The organism is Sulfitobacter undariae (assembly GCF_014196805.1).
Classification (GTDB): Bacteria; Pseudomonadota; Alphaproteobacteria; order Rhodobacterales; family Rhodobacteraceae; genus Sulfitobacter; species Sulfitobacter undariae.
The window spans coordinates 1-16792 of sequence record NZ_JACIEI010000020.1 but is presented as its reverse complement, the minus strand read 5'-3'; the positions used below and the strand labels follow the sequence as shown (position 1 = coordinate 16792).

Annotated in this window: 11 protein-coding genes and 1 tRNA gene; 5 read left to right on the top strand and 7 right to left on the bottom strand. The window is 52.2% G+C overall.

The genetic code is table 11. From position 1 onward, the window contains the following. Positions 1-3: 3 nt before the first annotated feature. A complete protein-coding gene (gene alaS / locus GGR95_RS17045) occupies positions 4-2658 on the bottom strand; it encodes an alanine--tRNA ligase (RefSeq protein ID WP_184567973.1) in 2655 nt (884 codons plus the stop codon). Between the two features lie 140 nt (positions 2659-2798). Next, positions 2799-3869 (bottom strand): recombinase RecA, encoded by a 1071-nt coding sequence (gene recA, locus GGR95_RS17040; protein ID WP_184567972.1) that lies wholly within the window; start codon positions 3867-3869, stop codon positions 2799-2801. A 202-nt stretch (positions 3870-4071) separates the two neighbouring features. Here recA and GGR95_RS17035 point away from each other — a divergent pair, with 202 nt between their 5' ends. After that, a complete protein-coding gene (locus GGR95_RS17035; protein ID WP_184567971.1) occupies positions 4072-4671 on the top strand; it encodes a gamma-glutamyl kinase in 600 nt (199 codons plus the stop codon). Here GGR95_RS17035 and GGR95_RS17030 read toward each other — a convergent pair. From GGR95_RS17030 to guaB, 3 genes are all read right to left on the bottom strand, one after another. Further along, on the bottom strand, positions 4668-6980 hold the full coding sequence (locus GGR95_RS17030) for a hybrid sensor histidine kinase/response regulator (protein ID WP_184567970.1): 2313 nt from the start codon (positions 6978-6980) through the stop codon (positions 4668-4670). The genes GGR95_RS17035 and GGR95_RS17030 overlap by 4 nt on opposite strands. Positions 6981-7104: 124 nt before the next feature. Next, on the bottom strand, positions 7105-8268 hold the full coding sequence (locus GGR95_RS17025) for an RsmB/NOP family class I SAM-dependent RNA methyltransferase (RefSeq protein WP_184567969.1): 1164 nt from the start codon (positions 8266-8268) through the stop codon (positions 7105-7107). Positions 8269-8393: 125 nt separating this feature from the next. After that, the gene (guaB, locus tag GGR95_RS17020; protein WP_184568063.1) at positions 8394-9842 is read right to left on the bottom strand and encodes an IMP dehydrogenase; all 1449 of its coding nucleotides are present in this window, start codon (positions 9840-9842) and stop codon (positions 8394-8396) included. Between the two features lie 136 nt (positions 9843-9978). On the opposite strand from guaB, the gene speB reads away from it, so the two are divergent. The 3 genes from speB (at position 9979) to GGR95_RS17005 (ending at position 13253) form a co-directional block, all read left to right on the top strand. Beyond that, positions 9979-10938: an agmatinase gene (gene speB, locus GGR95_RS17015; RefSeq protein ID WP_184567968.1), complete on the top strand. Its 960-nt coding sequence runs from the start codon at positions 9979-9981 to the stop codon at positions 10936-10938. 109 nt (positions 10939-11047) lie between these two features. Next, positions 11048-13090: an ASKHA domain-containing protein gene (locus GGR95_RS17010; RefSeq protein ID WP_184567967.1), complete on the top strand. Its 2043-nt coding sequence runs from the start codon at positions 11048-11050 to the stop codon at positions 13088-13090. 89 nt (positions 13091-13179) lie between these two features. Next, a tRNA-Gly gene (locus GGR95_RS17005) sits at positions 13180-13253 on the top strand. 258 nt (positions 13254-13511) lie between these two features. On the opposite strand, the gene GGR95_RS17000 is transcribed toward GGR95_RS17005, so the two are convergent. Continuing rightward, positions 13512-15320, bottom strand: coding sequence for a Hint domain-containing protein (locus tag GGR95_RS17000; RefSeq protein WP_184567966.1), 1809 nt, complete (start codon positions 15318-15320; stop codon positions 13512-13514). A gap of 256 nt (positions 15321-15576) precedes the next feature. Here GGR95_RS17000 and GGR95_RS16995 point away from each other — a divergent pair, with 256 nt between their 5' ends. Then, entirely contained in the window at positions 15577-15726 is a 150-nt protein-coding gene (locus tag GGR95_RS16995; protein WP_184567965.1) for a hypothetical protein, read from the top strand. Between the two features lie 52 nt (positions 15727-15778). Here GGR95_RS16995 and GGR95_RS16990 read toward each other — a convergent pair whose 3' ends face one another. Further along, on the bottom strand, positions 15779-16042 hold the full coding sequence (locus tag GGR95_RS16990; RefSeq protein ID WP_184567964.1) for a hypothetical protein: 264 nt from the start codon (positions 16040-16042) through the stop codon (positions 15779-15781). Positions 16043-16792: the final 750 nt, after the last annotated feature.

The following is a 16792-nucleotide window of genomic DNA, read 5'->3' as shown; positions in this document are numbered from 1 at the left end:
ATTTTATCCTTTAATCACGGTTTCTGCGGCGGCAATGGCCGCTTGTGCGTTCTCGGCCGAGGCCCCACCACCCTGAGCCATATCAGGACGACCACCGCCGCCCTTACCCCCCAATTCGGCCACAGCGGCACGTAGGATATCAACAGCAGAGAGCGTGCCTTTGAGATCATCGGTGACACCTGCGGCAACAGCGGCCTTGTCACCCGTATCGGCAATAAGAAGCACAGCACCCGAGCCAATGCGGGCTTTGTGTTCATCCATCAAGGCAGGCAAGTCTTTACCTGTGATACCAGTCAGGACCTGAGAAACGAAGGATACCCCGTTGATTTCACGCACATCTTGATCGCTACTACCACCAGACATTGCCAATTCACGGCGCAATTGTGCAACCTCATTCGCAAGGCTGCGGCGTTCATCCATCAAGGCGCGGACCCGTTCTGGCACAGAAGATGATGGGCTTTTGAGTTCCAAGGCGGTTTGAGCCAACAGGCTGTCCTGATCGCGCAAATGCTTTAGAGCAGCTTCGCCTGTCAGCGCCTCTATCCGGCGAACGCCTGCACTGCTGGCACTGTCGCCCAACATCACAAAGGCACCAATATCGCCCGTACGGCGCACATGTGTGCCCCCGCAAAGCTCCAGCGAATAGGTGTTACCATCCGCCCCTTTCTTTGACCCATCTTGCAGGCCCATCGACACAACGCGCACTTCGTCGCCGTATTTTTCACCAAACAGCGCCTGCGCGCCAAGGGCACGTGCGTCATCCGGTGTCATGATACGGGTCTCAACGGGGGTGTTTTGGCGAATATACGCATTCACCTCTGTCTCTACCCGCGCAAGATCGTCAGAGCTGATCGCTTCGTTGTGACTGAAATCAAAACGCAGACGGTCTTGTGCATTCAACGATCCGCGCTGCGCGACATGATCACCCAAGGCGTGACGCAAGGCTTCGTGCAGCAAGTGGGTTGCGGAATGGTTTGCGCGGATCGCAGTGCGGCGCGTGTGATCCACATCAAGAACGGCTGATTGATCCTTGGAAATGCTACCCTTTTCAACTTTTGCAAAGTGAATAATTACACCCGCAGCCTTACGCGTGTCTGTAATACGCGCAGTGCCGGTTTGGGTTGTGATCAGCCCTGTATCGCCCAATTGGCCGCCGCTTTCGGCATAAAATGGCGTTTGGTTCAGCGCGATCTGCACCTCGTCGCCTGCATTCGCCTGTACGACGGCCTTGCCATCTTGGACCAATGCGGCAATTTTGCCTTCAGCGGTTTCAGTGTCATATCCCAAAAATTCGGTCAGGCCGGATTTGTCAGCAACGTCAAACCAGATCGCAGCATCTGCGGCCTCACCTGAACCAGACCAAGCGGCACGCGCTTTTGCCTTTTGCTCGGCCATTGCAGTATCAAACCCGTCCGTGTCGACCGCACGGCCTTTTTCGCGCAAGGCGTCTTGGGTCAGATCAAGCGGGAAACCGAATGTATCATAAAGCTTAAAAGCCGACGCGCCGGGCAGATTTGCGCCTTCTGGCAGCAAGACTAGCTCCTCATCCAGCAACTTGAGACCCCGATCAAGCGTTTGACGGAAACGCGTTTCCTCTTGGAGCAAAGTTTGCTCAATCATGCTTTGAGCTTGGCCCAGCTCTGGATAGGCTTGGCCCATCTGAGCGACCAAGGCGGGCACAAGACGGTGCATCAACGGGTCTTGGACACCCAGCAAATGCGCGTGACGCATGGCACGGCGCATAATACGCCGCAGAACATATCCCCGGCCATCGTTACTCGGCATGACGCCATCGGCCATCAAAAACGAAGTAGAACGCAGGTGATCCGCAATCACGCGGTGGTGGGTTTTGCCGGGGCCATCTGGATCGCTGCTGGTCGCATTTGCAGAGGCCTCGATCAGGCTACGCATCAAATCCGTTGCGTAGTTATCATTGGTCCCTTGAAGCAAGGCCGCAACCCGCTCGATCCCCATGCCCGTATCAATCGATTTGTTAGGCAGATCACGGCGTGTGCCATCCTCGAACTGTTCATATTGCATGAACACGAGGTTCCAAATTTCCACAAAACGGTCGCCATCTTCCTCAGGCGATCCCGGAGGTCCGCCCCAGATGTGATCGCCGTGATCATAGAAAATCTCGGTGCAAGGGCCACAGGGGCCTGTCGGACCAGCGGACCAGAAGTTATCATCTGTGGCGATACGAATGATGCGATCATCACTCAGACCTGCATGTTTCTTCCAAATTTCAACCGCTTCGTCATCCGTGTGGTAAACGGTCACCAACAGGCGCGAGGCATCAATGCCGAAAACCTTGGTTAACAGGTCCCAAGCCATTGGAATAGCGTCTTCTTTAAAGTAGTCGCCAAAGCTGAAGTTGCCCAGCATCTCAAAAAACGTGTGGTGGCGTGCCGTGTAACCCACATTGTCGAGATCATTATGCTTGCCGCCAGCGCGCACACATTTTTGTGCGCTTGTGGCACGGGAATAATCACGTGTTTCAACACCAGTGAACAGGTTTTTGAACTGTACCATTCCAGCGGCTGTGAACATGAGCGTAGGGTCGTTACGTGGCACCAAAGGGCTGGACGGCACGATTGCGTGGCCGTTATCCCCGAAATAGTTCAGAAAACTTGACCGGATTTCGTTAAGCGTTTGCATGATGTCCGTCCTTTTGGGCACGCGAAAATATGCATTCCAGATACCCTTGGCGCATGGCTCTGTCCACAGGTGCGCATTAAAAAAGGGCGTGGACCCCACGGCCCACACCCTTTTTCTGTTTTATGTCCTGCGTTACCGGATCAATCGTCCAAAATATCAGGATCATCCAAGTTTTCAGAACCGTTGAAGTCAAGACCATGCGAAGCGCGGATTTTGTCTTCGATATCCATTGCCATCTCTGGATGTTCACGCAGGTAGGTTTTGGCATTCTCACGCCCCTGCCCGATCCGCTCGTCCCCACAAGAGAACCAACTACCTGATTTGTCCACGATTCCGGCCTTCACGCCCATGTCCAGCAATTCGCCCATTTTGGAGATGCCTTCACCGTACATGATATCAAATTCGACCTGCTTAAACGGCGCTGCCACTTTGTTTTTCACAACCTTCACGCGGGTCTGGTTGCCCACCACTTCGTCGCGGTCCTTGAGAGAACCGATGCGGCGGATATCCAGACGTACAGAGGAATAGAATTTAAGCGCGTTGCCACCTGTTGTCGTTTCAGGAGAGCCAAACATAACACCAATTTTCATCCGGATTTGGTTGATAAAGATCACCATGCAGTTCGAACGTGAAATAGAGCTGGTCAGCTTGCGCATTGCTTTACTCATCAAACGCGCCTGAACACCAACAGAACTATCGCCCATTTCGCCTTCAAGTTCGGACTTTGGCGTCAGTGCCGCAACCGAATCGACCACAACCATGTTCACGGCGCCAGAACGTACCAGCGTGTCCACAATCTCGAGAGCCTGCTCGCCCGTGTCGGGCTGTGAGATCAGCAATTCGTCAATGTCGACGCCCAGCTTTTTAGCGTATTGCGGATCAAGCGCATGTTCTGCATCCACAAACGCGCAAACGCCGCCCATCTTTTGCTGTTCCGCAACGCAATGCAGCGTCAGCGTTGTTTTACCAGAAGATTCAGGCCCGTAAATTTCAATGATACGGCCCATTGGCAGGCCGCCGATGCCTAATGCGATATCAAGCCCCAAGGAACCGGTAGAGCACGCCGTGATATCTTGTATCGCGCCCGCTGTTCCCAGCTTCATGATTGAGCCTTTACCGAACTGCCGTTCGATTTGCGCCAGCGCGCTATCGAGCGCCTTTTGCTTGTCTGCCGATTTCTTATCCATATTCAAAAGATCTGCCGTTGCCATTTGGGTTCGTCCCTTACTGTCACAGGGGAACGGCGGCGGCAATCGCCACAGTTGCCCAGCGGTTATGTTCTGCTAATGTTCTTATGGATACAAAAGAAGAACATTTCAATCGATTTTTTCCTACTGCATCATGATCGGTTATTGGTTAAAAAGTTGTTTATGGCTCTGTCACCATGTATGTTAGAGCAAATGGAGGCCGTAGATGCTTGTTTTCTTTAAGGAACGCTTGGCGTTTCTATCCGTACCTAAAACGGGGACAACCGCCTATCAGACAGCGTTGGCGCCACGTGCTGATTTAGTGATCGCGAATCCGCCTCTCCTAAAACATGCTCCAGTTTATCGGTACAATCGTTTCATTCGCCCCATGTTCCAGAACGTTTGTAACGCTGAAATGGAACTTATGGCCGTAATGCGTGATCCCATAAGCTGGCTCAGCAGCTGGTATCGTTATCGCCAACGGCCATTTATGGTGGATAAACCAAACAATACCTTTGGAATCACCTTTGATGAATTTGTGCTTGCTTACATGCAAGGCAAACGTCCCGGATTTGCCGAAGTCGGCAGCCAGCTCAAGTTTCTGGAACGCCAGCCTAACGGCACTGGCGTGACACATCTTTTCAGCTATGAAGACCAACCGCGCCTCAAGGCCTTCCTAGAAGAAAGGCTGGAGGTTAAATTATCTCTGGAGCGCGAAAACGTGTCACCCGAATTGGAAATCACTCTTTCAGCAGATGTAGAGATGCGGTTTCGCCGTAAATTTGCCGAAGAGTTCGCCCTCTATGACAGCATCTCTCAAAGTTAGCCGAGTAGTTTATTCACCGCTTCCGTGAGATCACTTAACGAAAAAGGCTTGGGCAGGAAGGCCGAGTTCGGGATCTGTTTTTGGGCCTCACCAAGACTGTCTTCTGCGTAGCCGGATACAAAAATGACGCTCACTTCTGGTCGTGTTTTAAGCGCCTCACGCACCCAGCTAGGGCCATCCATACCAGGCATCACGACATCTGTGACAAACATATCCACCTTCAGGTCTCTATCTTCCAGTGTTGCCAAAGCGACTTCAGCGTTCTCAGCTTCCAGAACTGTATAGCCCTTCAAGCGCAATGCGCGGCTTGCAAAGGCCCTCACTGGCGCTTCATCTTCGACCAGAAGGATCACCCCCCCGTTTGGCGTGTTACCAGCTTTTGTGTCTGCCTCGGGCTGCCCTGACTTCTCAACTTCTTTTGATTGAACATATGCAGGTAAGTATAAGGTAAAGCAGGAGCCTTTTCCTTCTTTGCTATCCACAAAAATATAGCCGCCCGTTTGTTTGATGATCCCATATGCCGTGGATAATCCCAGCCCTGTGCCTTCCCCGATGCGTTTGGTTGTGAAAAATGGCTCAAAAATTTTGGGCAGCTTATCTGGCGCAATCCCTAGCCCGCTATCCTTTACTCTAATCGTGATATATTCGCCTGTTGGGACAATGACCTGATCACGCGACAAAGGCTCCAGCAACCTCTCGGTTTCCGTAATAATGCGAATTTCGCCGCCCGTCGGCATCGCATCACGTGCATTAACGACAAGGTTCATAAGCACCTGCTCCAATTGCCGTTTATCCGCACGGATGGGGTGCAGCGCAGGATCGCTTCTCAATGTTAAGGTCACTTTTTCGCCGACCAGACGGTTCAGCAGATGTGTAAGGTCGGCCAATGTGTCCCGCATATCCAGTATTTCTGGGCGTAACGTCTGCTTGCGCGAAAATGCCAAGAGCTGGCCTACCAAAGCAGCCGCCCGATTGGCGTTTTGGTTGATCTGAACCAGATCACTGTATTCGATATCGCCGGGATCATGCCGCAACAAAAGAAGATCGCAGTGACCAGAAATAGCAGTGAGCAAATTGTTGAAATCATGTGCTACCCCACCGGCCAACTGACCAATTGCCTGCATCTTTTGACTTTGAACAAACTGGGCTTCGAGTGATTTCAACTCCGTTGCATCGTGTAACACCGCGATCAGCGCAGGCACACCATCCTGAACGAACCGGCTGAGTGTCACCTGAACAAAAATTTCTCTATCGCCACGCGTTAAGCGCAGAAATTCGGATTTTTGCCCCAATCGGCCATCAACAGTATCTGCGAGCCAGTCAGAAATAGACCTTCCCAGCCCCTCCATCATGGTTGGAAGATATGCCCCTTCTTCAAGCACAACGCCAATAAGAGCCTGTGCACGTCTATTAAAGGACTGCACACACCCGTCTGGCGCAATCTTGATCATCGGAATCGGCAAATCCTGAAAGACCTTCCAGTTGGAATATCTTAGCCCTCCGTCATCCGCTGGCGAGGGCAAAAGGTAGAGCGCAATGCGTCCGGCCCCTGCATCCATTTGCGCGGCCAACGCGGGCTTTATGCCCTTGGATGTCCCAACTTGCACCACCGATCCAGTTGCCACCTCCTGATCGCCCAGAATGCTATGCAATGTCTCGCTGCTTCTCCCGATAAATGCCTTGGCAGTATGGTTCATCGACAATATCGCGCCGCCTTGCCCTACCATAATCATTGGCAATATGGGCGCATTTGCAAAACTGTCATCGTCTGCATGAAGCTCGGGCGGCTCAACCCGCCAGACAAACCCATCAACTTCGATCGTATGAACAGAAACCAAAATCTGCCCTCTTTGCGTGGTGATCATCTCGCGTGCGGCACCGTGCAGGACAGCCCGCGACTGCATCCGCGCAAACACTGATTGCCCATTTCCAATATGACCTTCGAGAACAGTCGAGATTCCCGTGCCGTTTCTCTCTCCGAAATGCTGTTGCGCCGACAAGTTCGTAAACTTGATTTCCCCAGACGATGTGGTGACAAAACTAGGCGCCCAGTCATTTTGAATACAAAGCCCAACAGCGTCATGGCTTTGCTCACGACGAAAGGAAAACCAGAGTTTCAGTAAAATGACAGCGAAAAACACACATAGAAAACTAATTCCGGCAGCCATTACAATGTGCCGAATATGCCCTGCAGGCAACAACCCAGCAACGACACCGTTCACCACAGCCAATGCCGCAAGGAGCAAAAGCCGTTTGACTGTAATCGTTGCGAGCCGTGGAGAGGACCCGCTGTCTATTATGTGCCGCATGACGTCCTCTCTGCCGTGCTCCCGAATATCCTATCCGAATCCTGCCCTCACTCTTTGCCTTTTCGGTTAATCGCAAGTTAACCCAAGGCCGCACTCACGCCGATTTCCCAGAATTTTGGTGCTATTATTTCGTTTCCATAAGATGGGCAGTATAAAATCCATCACCTGCTTCGGTTACGGCAAAGGTTTTCTCCCATGTGCATTCCCACCCCTCGTGGCGTTCCAAAAACGCTTGAACCCGTTCCTCGTTTTCTTCGCGCAGAATGGAACAGGTCGCATAGGCCAGTACCCCTCCTTGCGAAACGATCTGGATTGCAGCGTCAAGGATATCGTCTTGCAGTTGTTTGGTTTTTTCCAAATTCTCTGCCGTCAGATTCCATTTCGCCTCGGGCGCACGCCGCCATGAACCGCTGCCCGAACAAGGCGCATCAACAAGGACCAAATCATAGGGGCCCGAAGCGGCCAGATCGCCTGTTGCAAGTTCGGTAATCTCTGCCTCTGCGCGTGCAGAACGTAGGGGCAGATCACGCATACGGGCCGGATCTACGTCATGGGCAAATACAGCGTCCGCGCCCCGTGCGGCAATGGCCAGCGCCTTGCCACCACCACCCGCGCAATAATCCAACACACGGGAGGCTTGCGGCAAAGCATCTACAACGGCCTGACTGCTGGCATCCTGTAATTCTACAAACCCATCCATATAGGCAGGCGCATTCCGGATACGCCTATTTCCCTCAACCACAGTCAGAGCAGTCGGGCTAAGGGGGTTGGCTTCGACAGTAACACCCGCTTCAGTCAACATCTGCGTCACATCAGAAGCATTTGTTTTTGATGTATTTATACGAAGTGTAACCGGAGCACGCTCCTGTAGCATAAACGCGGTTGCCTCGGCTTGTTCACCCACCCCCTCAACCATGCGTTCCTTCAACCAGTCAGGCATGTTCCAAGCTTCAGAAGCAGGAATCTCGCCCTCAGGCGGTGTGAGTTCATAGTCTTGCAGTACCTGTGGTGCGTGACCCTCGCCCGTGAACATGGTCGCCGGATCAATGCCCTGCGCCCGCAGCAAGCCAATCATCAAGCCGCGCCCCGTTGCCGCGTTGCCCAACCATGCGGTGCTGCGTTTTGTGCGCAAAACATCAAACACATAATCACGGATCGCGGCACGGTCTTTGGACCCGGCAAAGCGGTTTCCACGCCCCCAGCGCGTCAGCACCTGTTCTGCGGGCAAGCCATCGCCAATCATATCAAGAATTTCGATGGCGGCGGCCACCCGTGCTGCTGGTGTCATGGGGCTTCCAATCCGTTAATTGCTTTATTTAATTCAATATCAGACAGATGAAGCCGACACCTCACCTACAACATTACCCTAAACGGGCTTTCGGCGCTCTCGAAAAACGGGAGCGCCGAAGAGTTTTAACCGATCCGATAGTTCGGAGACTCGCGCGTGATCTGAACGTCATGCACATGGCTCTCTTTCAGGCCAGCACCCGTAATTTTCACGAAGCTACAGTTCTTGCGCATTTCTTCAACCGTTGCACATCCAGTATAGCCCATCGCGGCGCGCAAGCCGCCGACCATTTGGTGCACAACCGTGGCAGCGCTGCCTTTGTAAGCAACCTGCCCCTCGATACCTTCTGGCACCAATTTATCACTGGCTGCATCCTTCTGGAAATACCGATCAGCCGAGCCGCTGGCCATCGCGCCCAGACTTCCCATGCCACGATAGCTTTTAAAGCTACGGCCTTGATAAAGAATAACCTCACCGGGGCTTTCGTCTGTGCCCGCAATCATGGAACCAACCATCGCACAGGACGCACCAGCGGCGATTGCCTTGGCAAAGTCGCCTGAGAACTTAATACCGCCATCCGCGATGACAGGGGTATCACCCGCCGCTTTGGCGCAATCCATGATCGCGGTCAGCTGTGGCACCCCCACACCTGCGACCATACGTGTGGTGCAGATAGATCCCGGACCGATGCCAACCTTAACCGCATCCGCACCCGCCCCAATCAAGGCGCGTGTTGCTTCGCCTGTGGCGACGTTACCGGCCACAACTTGCACGTCATTGCTCAGTTTTTTGGCACGTTCAACAGCTATCGCCACCCCTTCGGAGTGCCCATGTGCTGTGTCGATGACGATCATATCAACACCAGCATCGACCAAGGCTTGGCTACGCTCAAACCCTGCATCCCCTGTGGTGGTCGCGGCTGCAACCCGCAGGCGGCCCAATTCGTCTTTACACGCGGTCGGGTTCAGCACGGCTTGCTCTGTGTCTCTCAACGTCAAAAGCCCCGTCAGCTTGCCTTTGCCATCGGTCACCAACAGCTTTTCAATGCGGCGGGCTTTCATCAAGCTGATCGCCTCACCACGGTCAGCAGGTTCTTGCAAGATGGCAAGGTTGTCCGTGCTCATCATCAGATGCACAGGCGTATCGTCCTGATGGGCAAAGCGCATGTCGCGGTTTGTCACAATCCCCACAACGCGGCCAGCCTCGTCCACAACAGGAAAGCCAGTGACATTATAACGCGCTTGCAGAGCCTTGGCATCTGCCAGTGTCTGATTGGCTTTCAAGGTGATCGGGTTGTAAACAATCCCGCTCTCGAAACGTTTGACGCGGCGAACCTCGAGGGCCTGTTCCTCGGTTGTCAGGTTGCGGTGGATCACGCCCATCCCGCCCGCCTGTGCCATGGCAATCGCCATGCGTCCCTCAGTGACCGTATCCATAGCCGAGCTGAGCAGCGGAATGTTCAGCGCGATGGATTTTGTCACGTGGGTACGTGTGTCTGCAGTGGAAGGCAAAACCGAGGACGCGGCTGGAACCAGCAACACATCATCGAACGTTAGGGCCTCACGAATCTCCATATCAACCTCCAGAGGTAATGGCATCATTTGGCGGTTTGCTATTTCACGGATCGCCCAGATTGAAAAGACCTGCAAGTCGCAGATACTTGCATTTCTTCACAGCTTGCCCAAAGCTGCGCCAAAAGCGGAGTAAGACATGACAAAGCACGGATATGACGGCGGCCGATTGGACCTGCCATTTGTGGGGATCACAACATTTGGCAAACGTCCCTATGAACCCGATTGGGACAAGCTGGATGCAGATGTGGCGATCCTTGGCGCGCCTTATGATGCTGGCACGCAATACCGCGCGGGTGCCCGTTTTGGCCCACGTGCGGTGCGCGAGGCCTCCACCCTGTTCAGCTTTGGCCATTCTGGTGCTTATGATCATGAGGATGATGCAACCTATCTGCCTGGTGATGTAAATATCGTCGATATGGGCGATGCGGACATCATCCACACCGATACCGAAGCCAGCCATGACAACATAGAAGCAGGCGTGCGTGCCGCATTGGAGGCCGCCGCATTGCCTGTGGTGATCGGAGGCGACCATTCGGTTAATATCCCCTGTATCCGCGCCTTTGACGGCCAAGGCGACATCCATATCTTACAAATCGACGCGCATCTGGATTTTGTCGATGAACGCCACGGCGTCCGCAACGGCCACGGCAACCCGATGCGCCGCGCAGCCGAGCAGCCTTATGTCACGGGCCTGACCCAAGTGGGCATCCGCAATGTCAGCTCAACAGCCCGTGAGGGATATGAAGATGCACGTGCCATGGGATCAGACATCATCAGCGTGCGCCAAGCCCGAGACATTGGCACAAACGGCGTGTTGGCGCATATCCCAATGGGCGCACGCGTGTATGTAACGTTAGATATTGATGCCTTCTGTCCCTCTATCGCCCCCGGCACTGGCACCCCGTCCCATGGCGGGTTCCTCTATTATGAGGTGCTGGAGTTGTTGCAGGGCCTTGCTCAACGCCATGAAGTTGTCGGCATTGATCTGGTTGAAGTTGCGCCCGACTATGACACGTCAGGCTCGACCCAGATCCTTGCTGCACAGCTTTTGCTGAATTTCCTTGGCTTTATCTTTCACGCAAGACGAAGTACCTGAACCTAAATCGCTAAATGACGCCCTTGTGGTGATTTATGACGCTGGCGGGCTTTCCCTACCTGCGCACATCTCTATGTTGCCCCCAAACACTTTACAGGATGCCATCCCCATGAGCGACGATCCACTGGTCATCTTCACCCCTTCCGGCAAACGCGGACGTTTTCCCGTTGGAACCCCTGTTCTAACGGCTGCACGCAAGCTTGGCGTCGATCTGGATTCCGTCTGCGGGGGGCGCGGCATTTGCTCGAAATGCCAGATCACGCCCAGCTACGGCGAATTCTCGAAACATGGCGTTACCGTTGAGGCCGATGCATTGTCAGAGTGGAACAAGGTCGAAGCGCGCTATGATGACAAACGCGGGCTGAAACAGGGCCGCCGCTTGGGCTGTCAGGCCACTGTCCTGAAAGACGTGATTATCGACGTGCCCGCGGAATCGCAGGTCCATAAACAGGTTGTACGCAAACGCGCCGAGGTGCGTGACATCACGCTCAATCCCTCAACCCGCCTGTATTATGTCGATGTGCAAGAGCCCGATATGCATGATCCATCCGGCGATCTGGAGCGGTTGCACACCGCCTTATCGCAGCAATGGAAATTGGACGATGTGCAAGCCGATCTGCACATCTTGCAAATCATGCAGCCCATCCTGCGCAAAGGGAATTGGAAGGTCACAGTCGCCATCCACCTTGGCGATTCTGAAAACAAACCACGCATTATGCACATCTGGCCCGGTTTTTATGATGGCACAATCTACGGCGTGGCGGTTGACCTTGGCTCCACCACCATTGCCGCGCATCTATGTGACCTGCAAACAGGTGATGTTATTGCGTCTTCTGGCGTGATGAACCCGCAAATCCGCTTTGGCGAAGACCTGATGAGCCGCGTCAGCTATTCCATGATGAACGATCAAGGCGCCGAGGAAATGACGCTGGCGGTGCGCGAAGGCATGTGCGGATTATTCACGCAACTGGCCGCTGAGGCAGGCATCGACAAGCAATTGATCGTGGATGCGGTTTTTGTCTGTAACCCAGTGATGCACCACCTGTTTTTAGGGATTGATCCGTTTGAATTAGGCCAAGCGCCTTTTGCACTGGCCACCTCAAATGCCATGCGCCTGCGTGCCGATGATCTGGACCTCAATATCCACCAATCCGCCCGTGTTTATATCCTGCCCTGCATTGCAGGGCATGTGGGCGCTGATGCGGCCGCTGTGGCCCTCTCAGAGAGCCCGCAAACCTCAGATGATCTTGTCCTGATTGTCGATGTCGGCACCAACGCCGAGATCCTGCTGGGCAACCGCGAAAAAGTGCTTGCCTGTTCCTCCCCCACGGGTCCCGCCTTTGAGGGCGCACAGATCAGTTCGGGCCAGCGTGCTGCCCCCGGCGCGATTGAACGGGTTGAGATTGATCCCGTGACCAAACTGCCGCGCTTCAAAGTCATCGGGTCCGATCTTTGGTCTACCGAGGAAGGCTTTGACGCCGCCATCGCCCAAACAGGTGTCACGGGCATTTGTGGCTCAGGCATCATCGAGATGGTCGCTGAAATGCGCATGCACGGCATCGTTGACGCCCCGGGCCTGATTGGCACCGCCGAACAGACGGGCAGCACTGCTGTCTTCGCTGACGGGCGCACCAACAGCTATATGGTCTATGACGGCACGGAAAACGGCGGCCCGCTGATTACTGTGACAAACCGCGATATTCGCGAAATCCAAATGGCCAAAGCCGCGCTCTATTCGGGTGCTCGTCTGCTGATGGATAAATTCGGCGTTGATAAAGTGGACCGCGTTGTGCTTGCAGGTGCCTTTGGCGCGCATATCTCAACCAAACACGCGATGGTGTTGGGCATGATCCCCGACGCCCCATTGGACAAGGTCACTTCTGCTGGCAACGCTGCGGGCACGGGCGCACGGATTGCCCTTCTCAACAGTGATGCACGGGCCGAGATCGAAGAAATTGTGCGCAACATTCACAAGATTGAAACCGCTATTGAGCCGCGTTTCCAAGAGCATTTTGTGAACGCTTCGGCCATCCCCAACGCGGTTGAACCTTTCCCAATCCTGAATTCCATCGTGACCCTGCCCACACAGACGTTCAACACAGGCGGTGGCGGTGAAGGCGGCGGTGGCGGGCGACGCAGAAGGCGGGGCTAATCAGCGCCCTGCCCGTTTCGATCACGCTGTGCCCGTTTAAATCTACTTGACGGGTCAGCCTGCGAAGATTACCTAACCCGCATTGGCGCGCGGGTATGGTGAAAAGGTATCACGGCAGCTTCCCAAGCTTTAGTTACGAGTTCGATTCTCGTTACCCGCTCCAATGAAACCCCAAGATAAGTCTCTGTTTTAAAATAAAAAAATCCAAAGATCAGCACATATTTGTGTTCTTTAAAAAGGGTATTTCTGAGAAAAACAGGGAACGTCTGGGGCTTATTTGGAGCACGACCCCCAGACTTTCACCCAGACTATTTCCTCATCACTCTCTTCGTATCAACATACAAAACGTTTGTTGCCGCCCCTGACTGCTTGCATCCATGTGGATCATTGAACTTATTCTCTCAATCAGTTTGAGCAGAGGTTAATGCGCCGATGTTAAGTCTCGGAGCGTGTCTGGTAAGTTCTTTCTTTTTGCGAAAGGCCTCACATAGCCCCCGCGTTCTTGCCAGCCTTCGAACTTCTCAAGCTCGGGGAATAGCTTAAAAACCTCAGAACGATCCTCAGTATCTAAGGTCAGCATCGCCTGTCGCCCAGGGTAAAAGCTCTCGGCAGCCGCGTCATTCGCGAACACAATTTGGTGCCCATCCAAGAGAATGTGGTAATAGGAAACATCACGTTGGTTGATCACCACTCTCGCCTGACCACCATCCATCAATGCCAGATGTTTAGCCCTGACTAAGATTTCCTCGCCATCTTGCTTCACCAAAATGCCGTGCTGCGGAGATACGAGCAATGCTCCCTCTGTCCCCAGAAGACGTGGAGCAAGCCGAATTGACTTAAGCTCAGGCCTTTGTGCAAGTTCGTGCTGATCAACATGACGGCAACCAATCCACAAAATCGGTTTTAGGCCATTATCTTTTGTTTGGACGAAATCGCCAACCCTCAGCTCTTCGATTGGAAGGACACCAGAAATGGTCGTAATTCTTGTCCCCTGAGCGAAACAGACAACACCAGTGTTATCTGGAGCGAAGCTGGTGCGGTCAACATTTTCGAAGGTTAGGCTATCTGAAGCTCCAAATTGATCGTTGTCCGAAAAGTCTACAGTTCCGCCGTTGGCTGTTCCCGTCGACTGGTTGAGCACTCCATCATCGTCATAATCGGCACGAAGTTCACTCAGGTTGTCATAAAACCCAGATAGATCAATGAAGTCATTATTGGTAGTGTTTTCATCCCCAAGGTTGCCTGAGTTTCCTACATTAAAGTCGGCAATCGTATCATTACCATCACCGGCGCTGTAGACAAATACATCGTCGCCATCGCCGCCGAGCAAACGATCATCACCTGCTCCCCCCGAAAGGACATCATCGCCTGCCTGCCCGAGCAATGTATCATTGCCTTCATCTCCCCGAACGGTGTCATTTCCCTCGCCCGCCAGAACGTAGTCATTTCCGGCACCAGCAGCGATTTCATCATCGTTGGTTTCATCAAGATTGTCGTTATTATCAACCCGATCCCCGTCTTCATCGACAAAGGATGCATCAATTGTTTCGCCTGCGTCCGTACCTTCCACAACATAATCTCGGAAATCTGGCTCACCATCACGCACTCCGAAGCTCCAGATGCCGTTATCTTGGCCGACATCGAAATCATTTCCCTCGTAGTCAGTGAGTATGGCCCCGTTGCCGGACCCCTCCAGCTCAAAATCATTAGAACCACCGTCAGTCACCCCTACAGTGGCATCTCCAGTGTACCCGTTGGTCCACTGAATATCTTCGTAAATAAACTCGACATCGAAGTCGCCGTCGCCATTACTAGTCAACACCACCTGGAACGAGTTGGTACCTGCCGTGTTTGAGTTTTGGTAAGGCGCAACGTTCAACCATGTGAAAGTGATTTGGCCTGACGATGGGTCAACATCCCAATAAATTTCCCCACCTTTGTTGACGTCTACATCTGTCCAAAACGGAGCAATTGCTGGGTCGGAAATTCCAGAAATACCAGATGGTGTATATGATGTCTGCGGGCCATCGAACGTAATCAAGCCGTTCGAATTCAAGTAAACAGATGTGTAGTTTGTGCCGAAGAAATTTATCCCCTCCGAACCAAATACAGAGGTTACATCAATCCTAATACTACCGTCATCCACGTTCCCAGCCGTCTTGGGCGAACTGGAGTACACATTTTCACCATATCCAGCAGGCCCACCAAGCCCAGAGTTCATAGTTGGCATATTTAATGTCCCTTACAACGCAGTACTAGGTGTACCAATTTAACCACCTAGGACTGATAACATAAAGGAGCCAGCCCTAGGCCTAGACTACGACCTAGGGAAACAATTTGGCATAAATATGACGGATTGTAGCACTAAATCTTCGCATGGCATGATTACTGTGAATCAGGTGTACAAAGCCTAATTTTCAAAAAATTAACGTTACTTTAACTAAATTCATCTATCTAGGATATCGTTACTAAACGCAGGCTATATCATGAAGCACAAATCCAAAGGCGATAAAGTATCAACCCTTATAGAAGACGCCCTCATTGAATATATCGAAAAATACGGCCTTTCTGAAAAAGCAAAAATTGCTCTATCATTTCCAGACCAACGTCAACATGATCAGAGCAAATCAACCTAAACGGTTAGCAGCCTTCAAACGCAAGCAATTTATATGATAGGTATAGAGGTTTTTACCGCTGTGGTAGTGTACGCGCCAATCTCAATACTTGCCCTAGAAAATCTATGGATGCTATCATTTTATCAACGTCACTATTTTGTTTCTGCCCATCGATTTCAATCATTAAGTGTTCTTTAAGTTTGCAGTAGATGTCTGGATGATATTCCATAATCGTTTCCAACAACAGTTCGAACTTCGCATCCATCACATTCAACCTTGAATTGGGTTGATTATCTTGCTTTGCTAGAAGCTGATCATTTGAATTTTTACGTGACATTTTCTCATTGGTCCTTCTTATTTTACTAGGACAGTTCCGGACAAAATAACTTCACATCGATTTTAGAAAAACTGATAAATGCTAGGTTAGCCTCTAAACGGTAAACAAATGGTTAATAGCACTTAACAGCACATAACCGTAGTCACCTTTGATCAAAAGGAAGGGGCGAATTGCAAACTAATGTGGCTCAGTAGCGGCGCCGAAAGAGAAGGATACATTTTATCCCGTAGATCAGCCTGCTGATTTTTGTGTCTTGTGAATGCGAAGCGGCCAAGTCGATTTCAGTTTGAGATAAAAGTATAGGGAATATGTCACGCTTCGGATTGCGATCTATTTCTGCGATATTCGCTTTGATTTCCTTCTCGGCGCGATCTAACACAGAAACACCCTACTATTTTTTGATTATTTGGGCACAACTGCTGAATGAATGTGTTCGGAGTAAGGCAATTGTGGCAAGGTCATCGAGTAATCTGGAAACAGTCCTTTTCCAAACTATGACATTGCAGGGAGACCCATCTGATCTTGTGAGCCGCTCCATGCTGTATCGATCTGCAAATAGATCTAACACGCCCCACCCCGAAACCGGCTTCCGGACAAAGACAGTTGCTTCCCAAGGCCGGACAGCTCTTATCGTTTAAAAACAAGTACGTGACTGACTGGACCTGTCGCGGTTTGATGCCGCTCCTTTGATAGCATTTACTGTAACAAAGGAGATAAACTATGGGACTGAAACGGACGGACGAATTTCGC

Bases quoted from the DNA above. Each gene is read 5' to 3' on its own strand.
- alaS (WP_184567973.1), bottom strand. From the start codon at position 2,658: ATGCAAACGCTTAACGAAATCCGGTCAAGTTTTCTGAACTATTTCGGG.
- recA (WP_184567972.1), bottom strand. From the start codon at position 3,869: ATGGCAACGGCAGATCTTTTGAATATGGATAAGAAATCGGCAGACAAG.
- GGR95_RS17035 (WP_184567971.1), top strand. From the start codon at position 4,072: ATGCTTGTTTTCTTTAAGGAACGCTTGGCGTTTCTATCCGTACCTAAA.
- GGR95_RS17030 (WP_184567970.1), bottom strand. From the start codon at position 6,980: ATGCGGCACATAATAGACAGCGGGTCCTCTCCACGGCTCGCAACGATT.
- GGR95_RS17025 (WP_184567969.1), bottom strand. From the start codon at position 8,268: ATGACACCAGCAGCACGGGTGGCCGCCGCCATCGAAATTCTTGATATG.
- guaB (WP_184568063.1), bottom strand. From the start codon at position 9,842: ATGGAGATTCGTGAGGCCCTAACGTTCGATGATGTGTTGCTGGTTCCA.
- speB (WP_184567968.1), top strand. From the start codon at position 9,979: ATGACAAAGCACGGATATGACGGCGGCCGATTGGACCTGCCATTTGTG.
- GGR95_RS17010 (WP_184567967.1), top strand. From the start codon at position 11,048: ATGAGCGACGATCCACTGGTCATCTTCACCCCTTCCGGCAAACGCGGA.
- GGR95_RS17000 (WP_184567966.1), bottom strand. From the start codon at position 15,320: ATGCCAACTATGAACTCTGGGCTTGGTGGGCCTGCTGGATATGGTGAA.
- GGR95_RS16995 (WP_184567965.1), top strand. From the start codon at position 15,577: ATGAAGCACAAATCCAAAGGCGATAAAGTATCAACCCTTATAGAAGAC.
- GGR95_RS16990 (WP_184567964.1), bottom strand. From the start codon at position 16,042: ATGTCACGTAAAAATTCAAATGATCAGCTTCTAGCAAAGCAAGATAAT.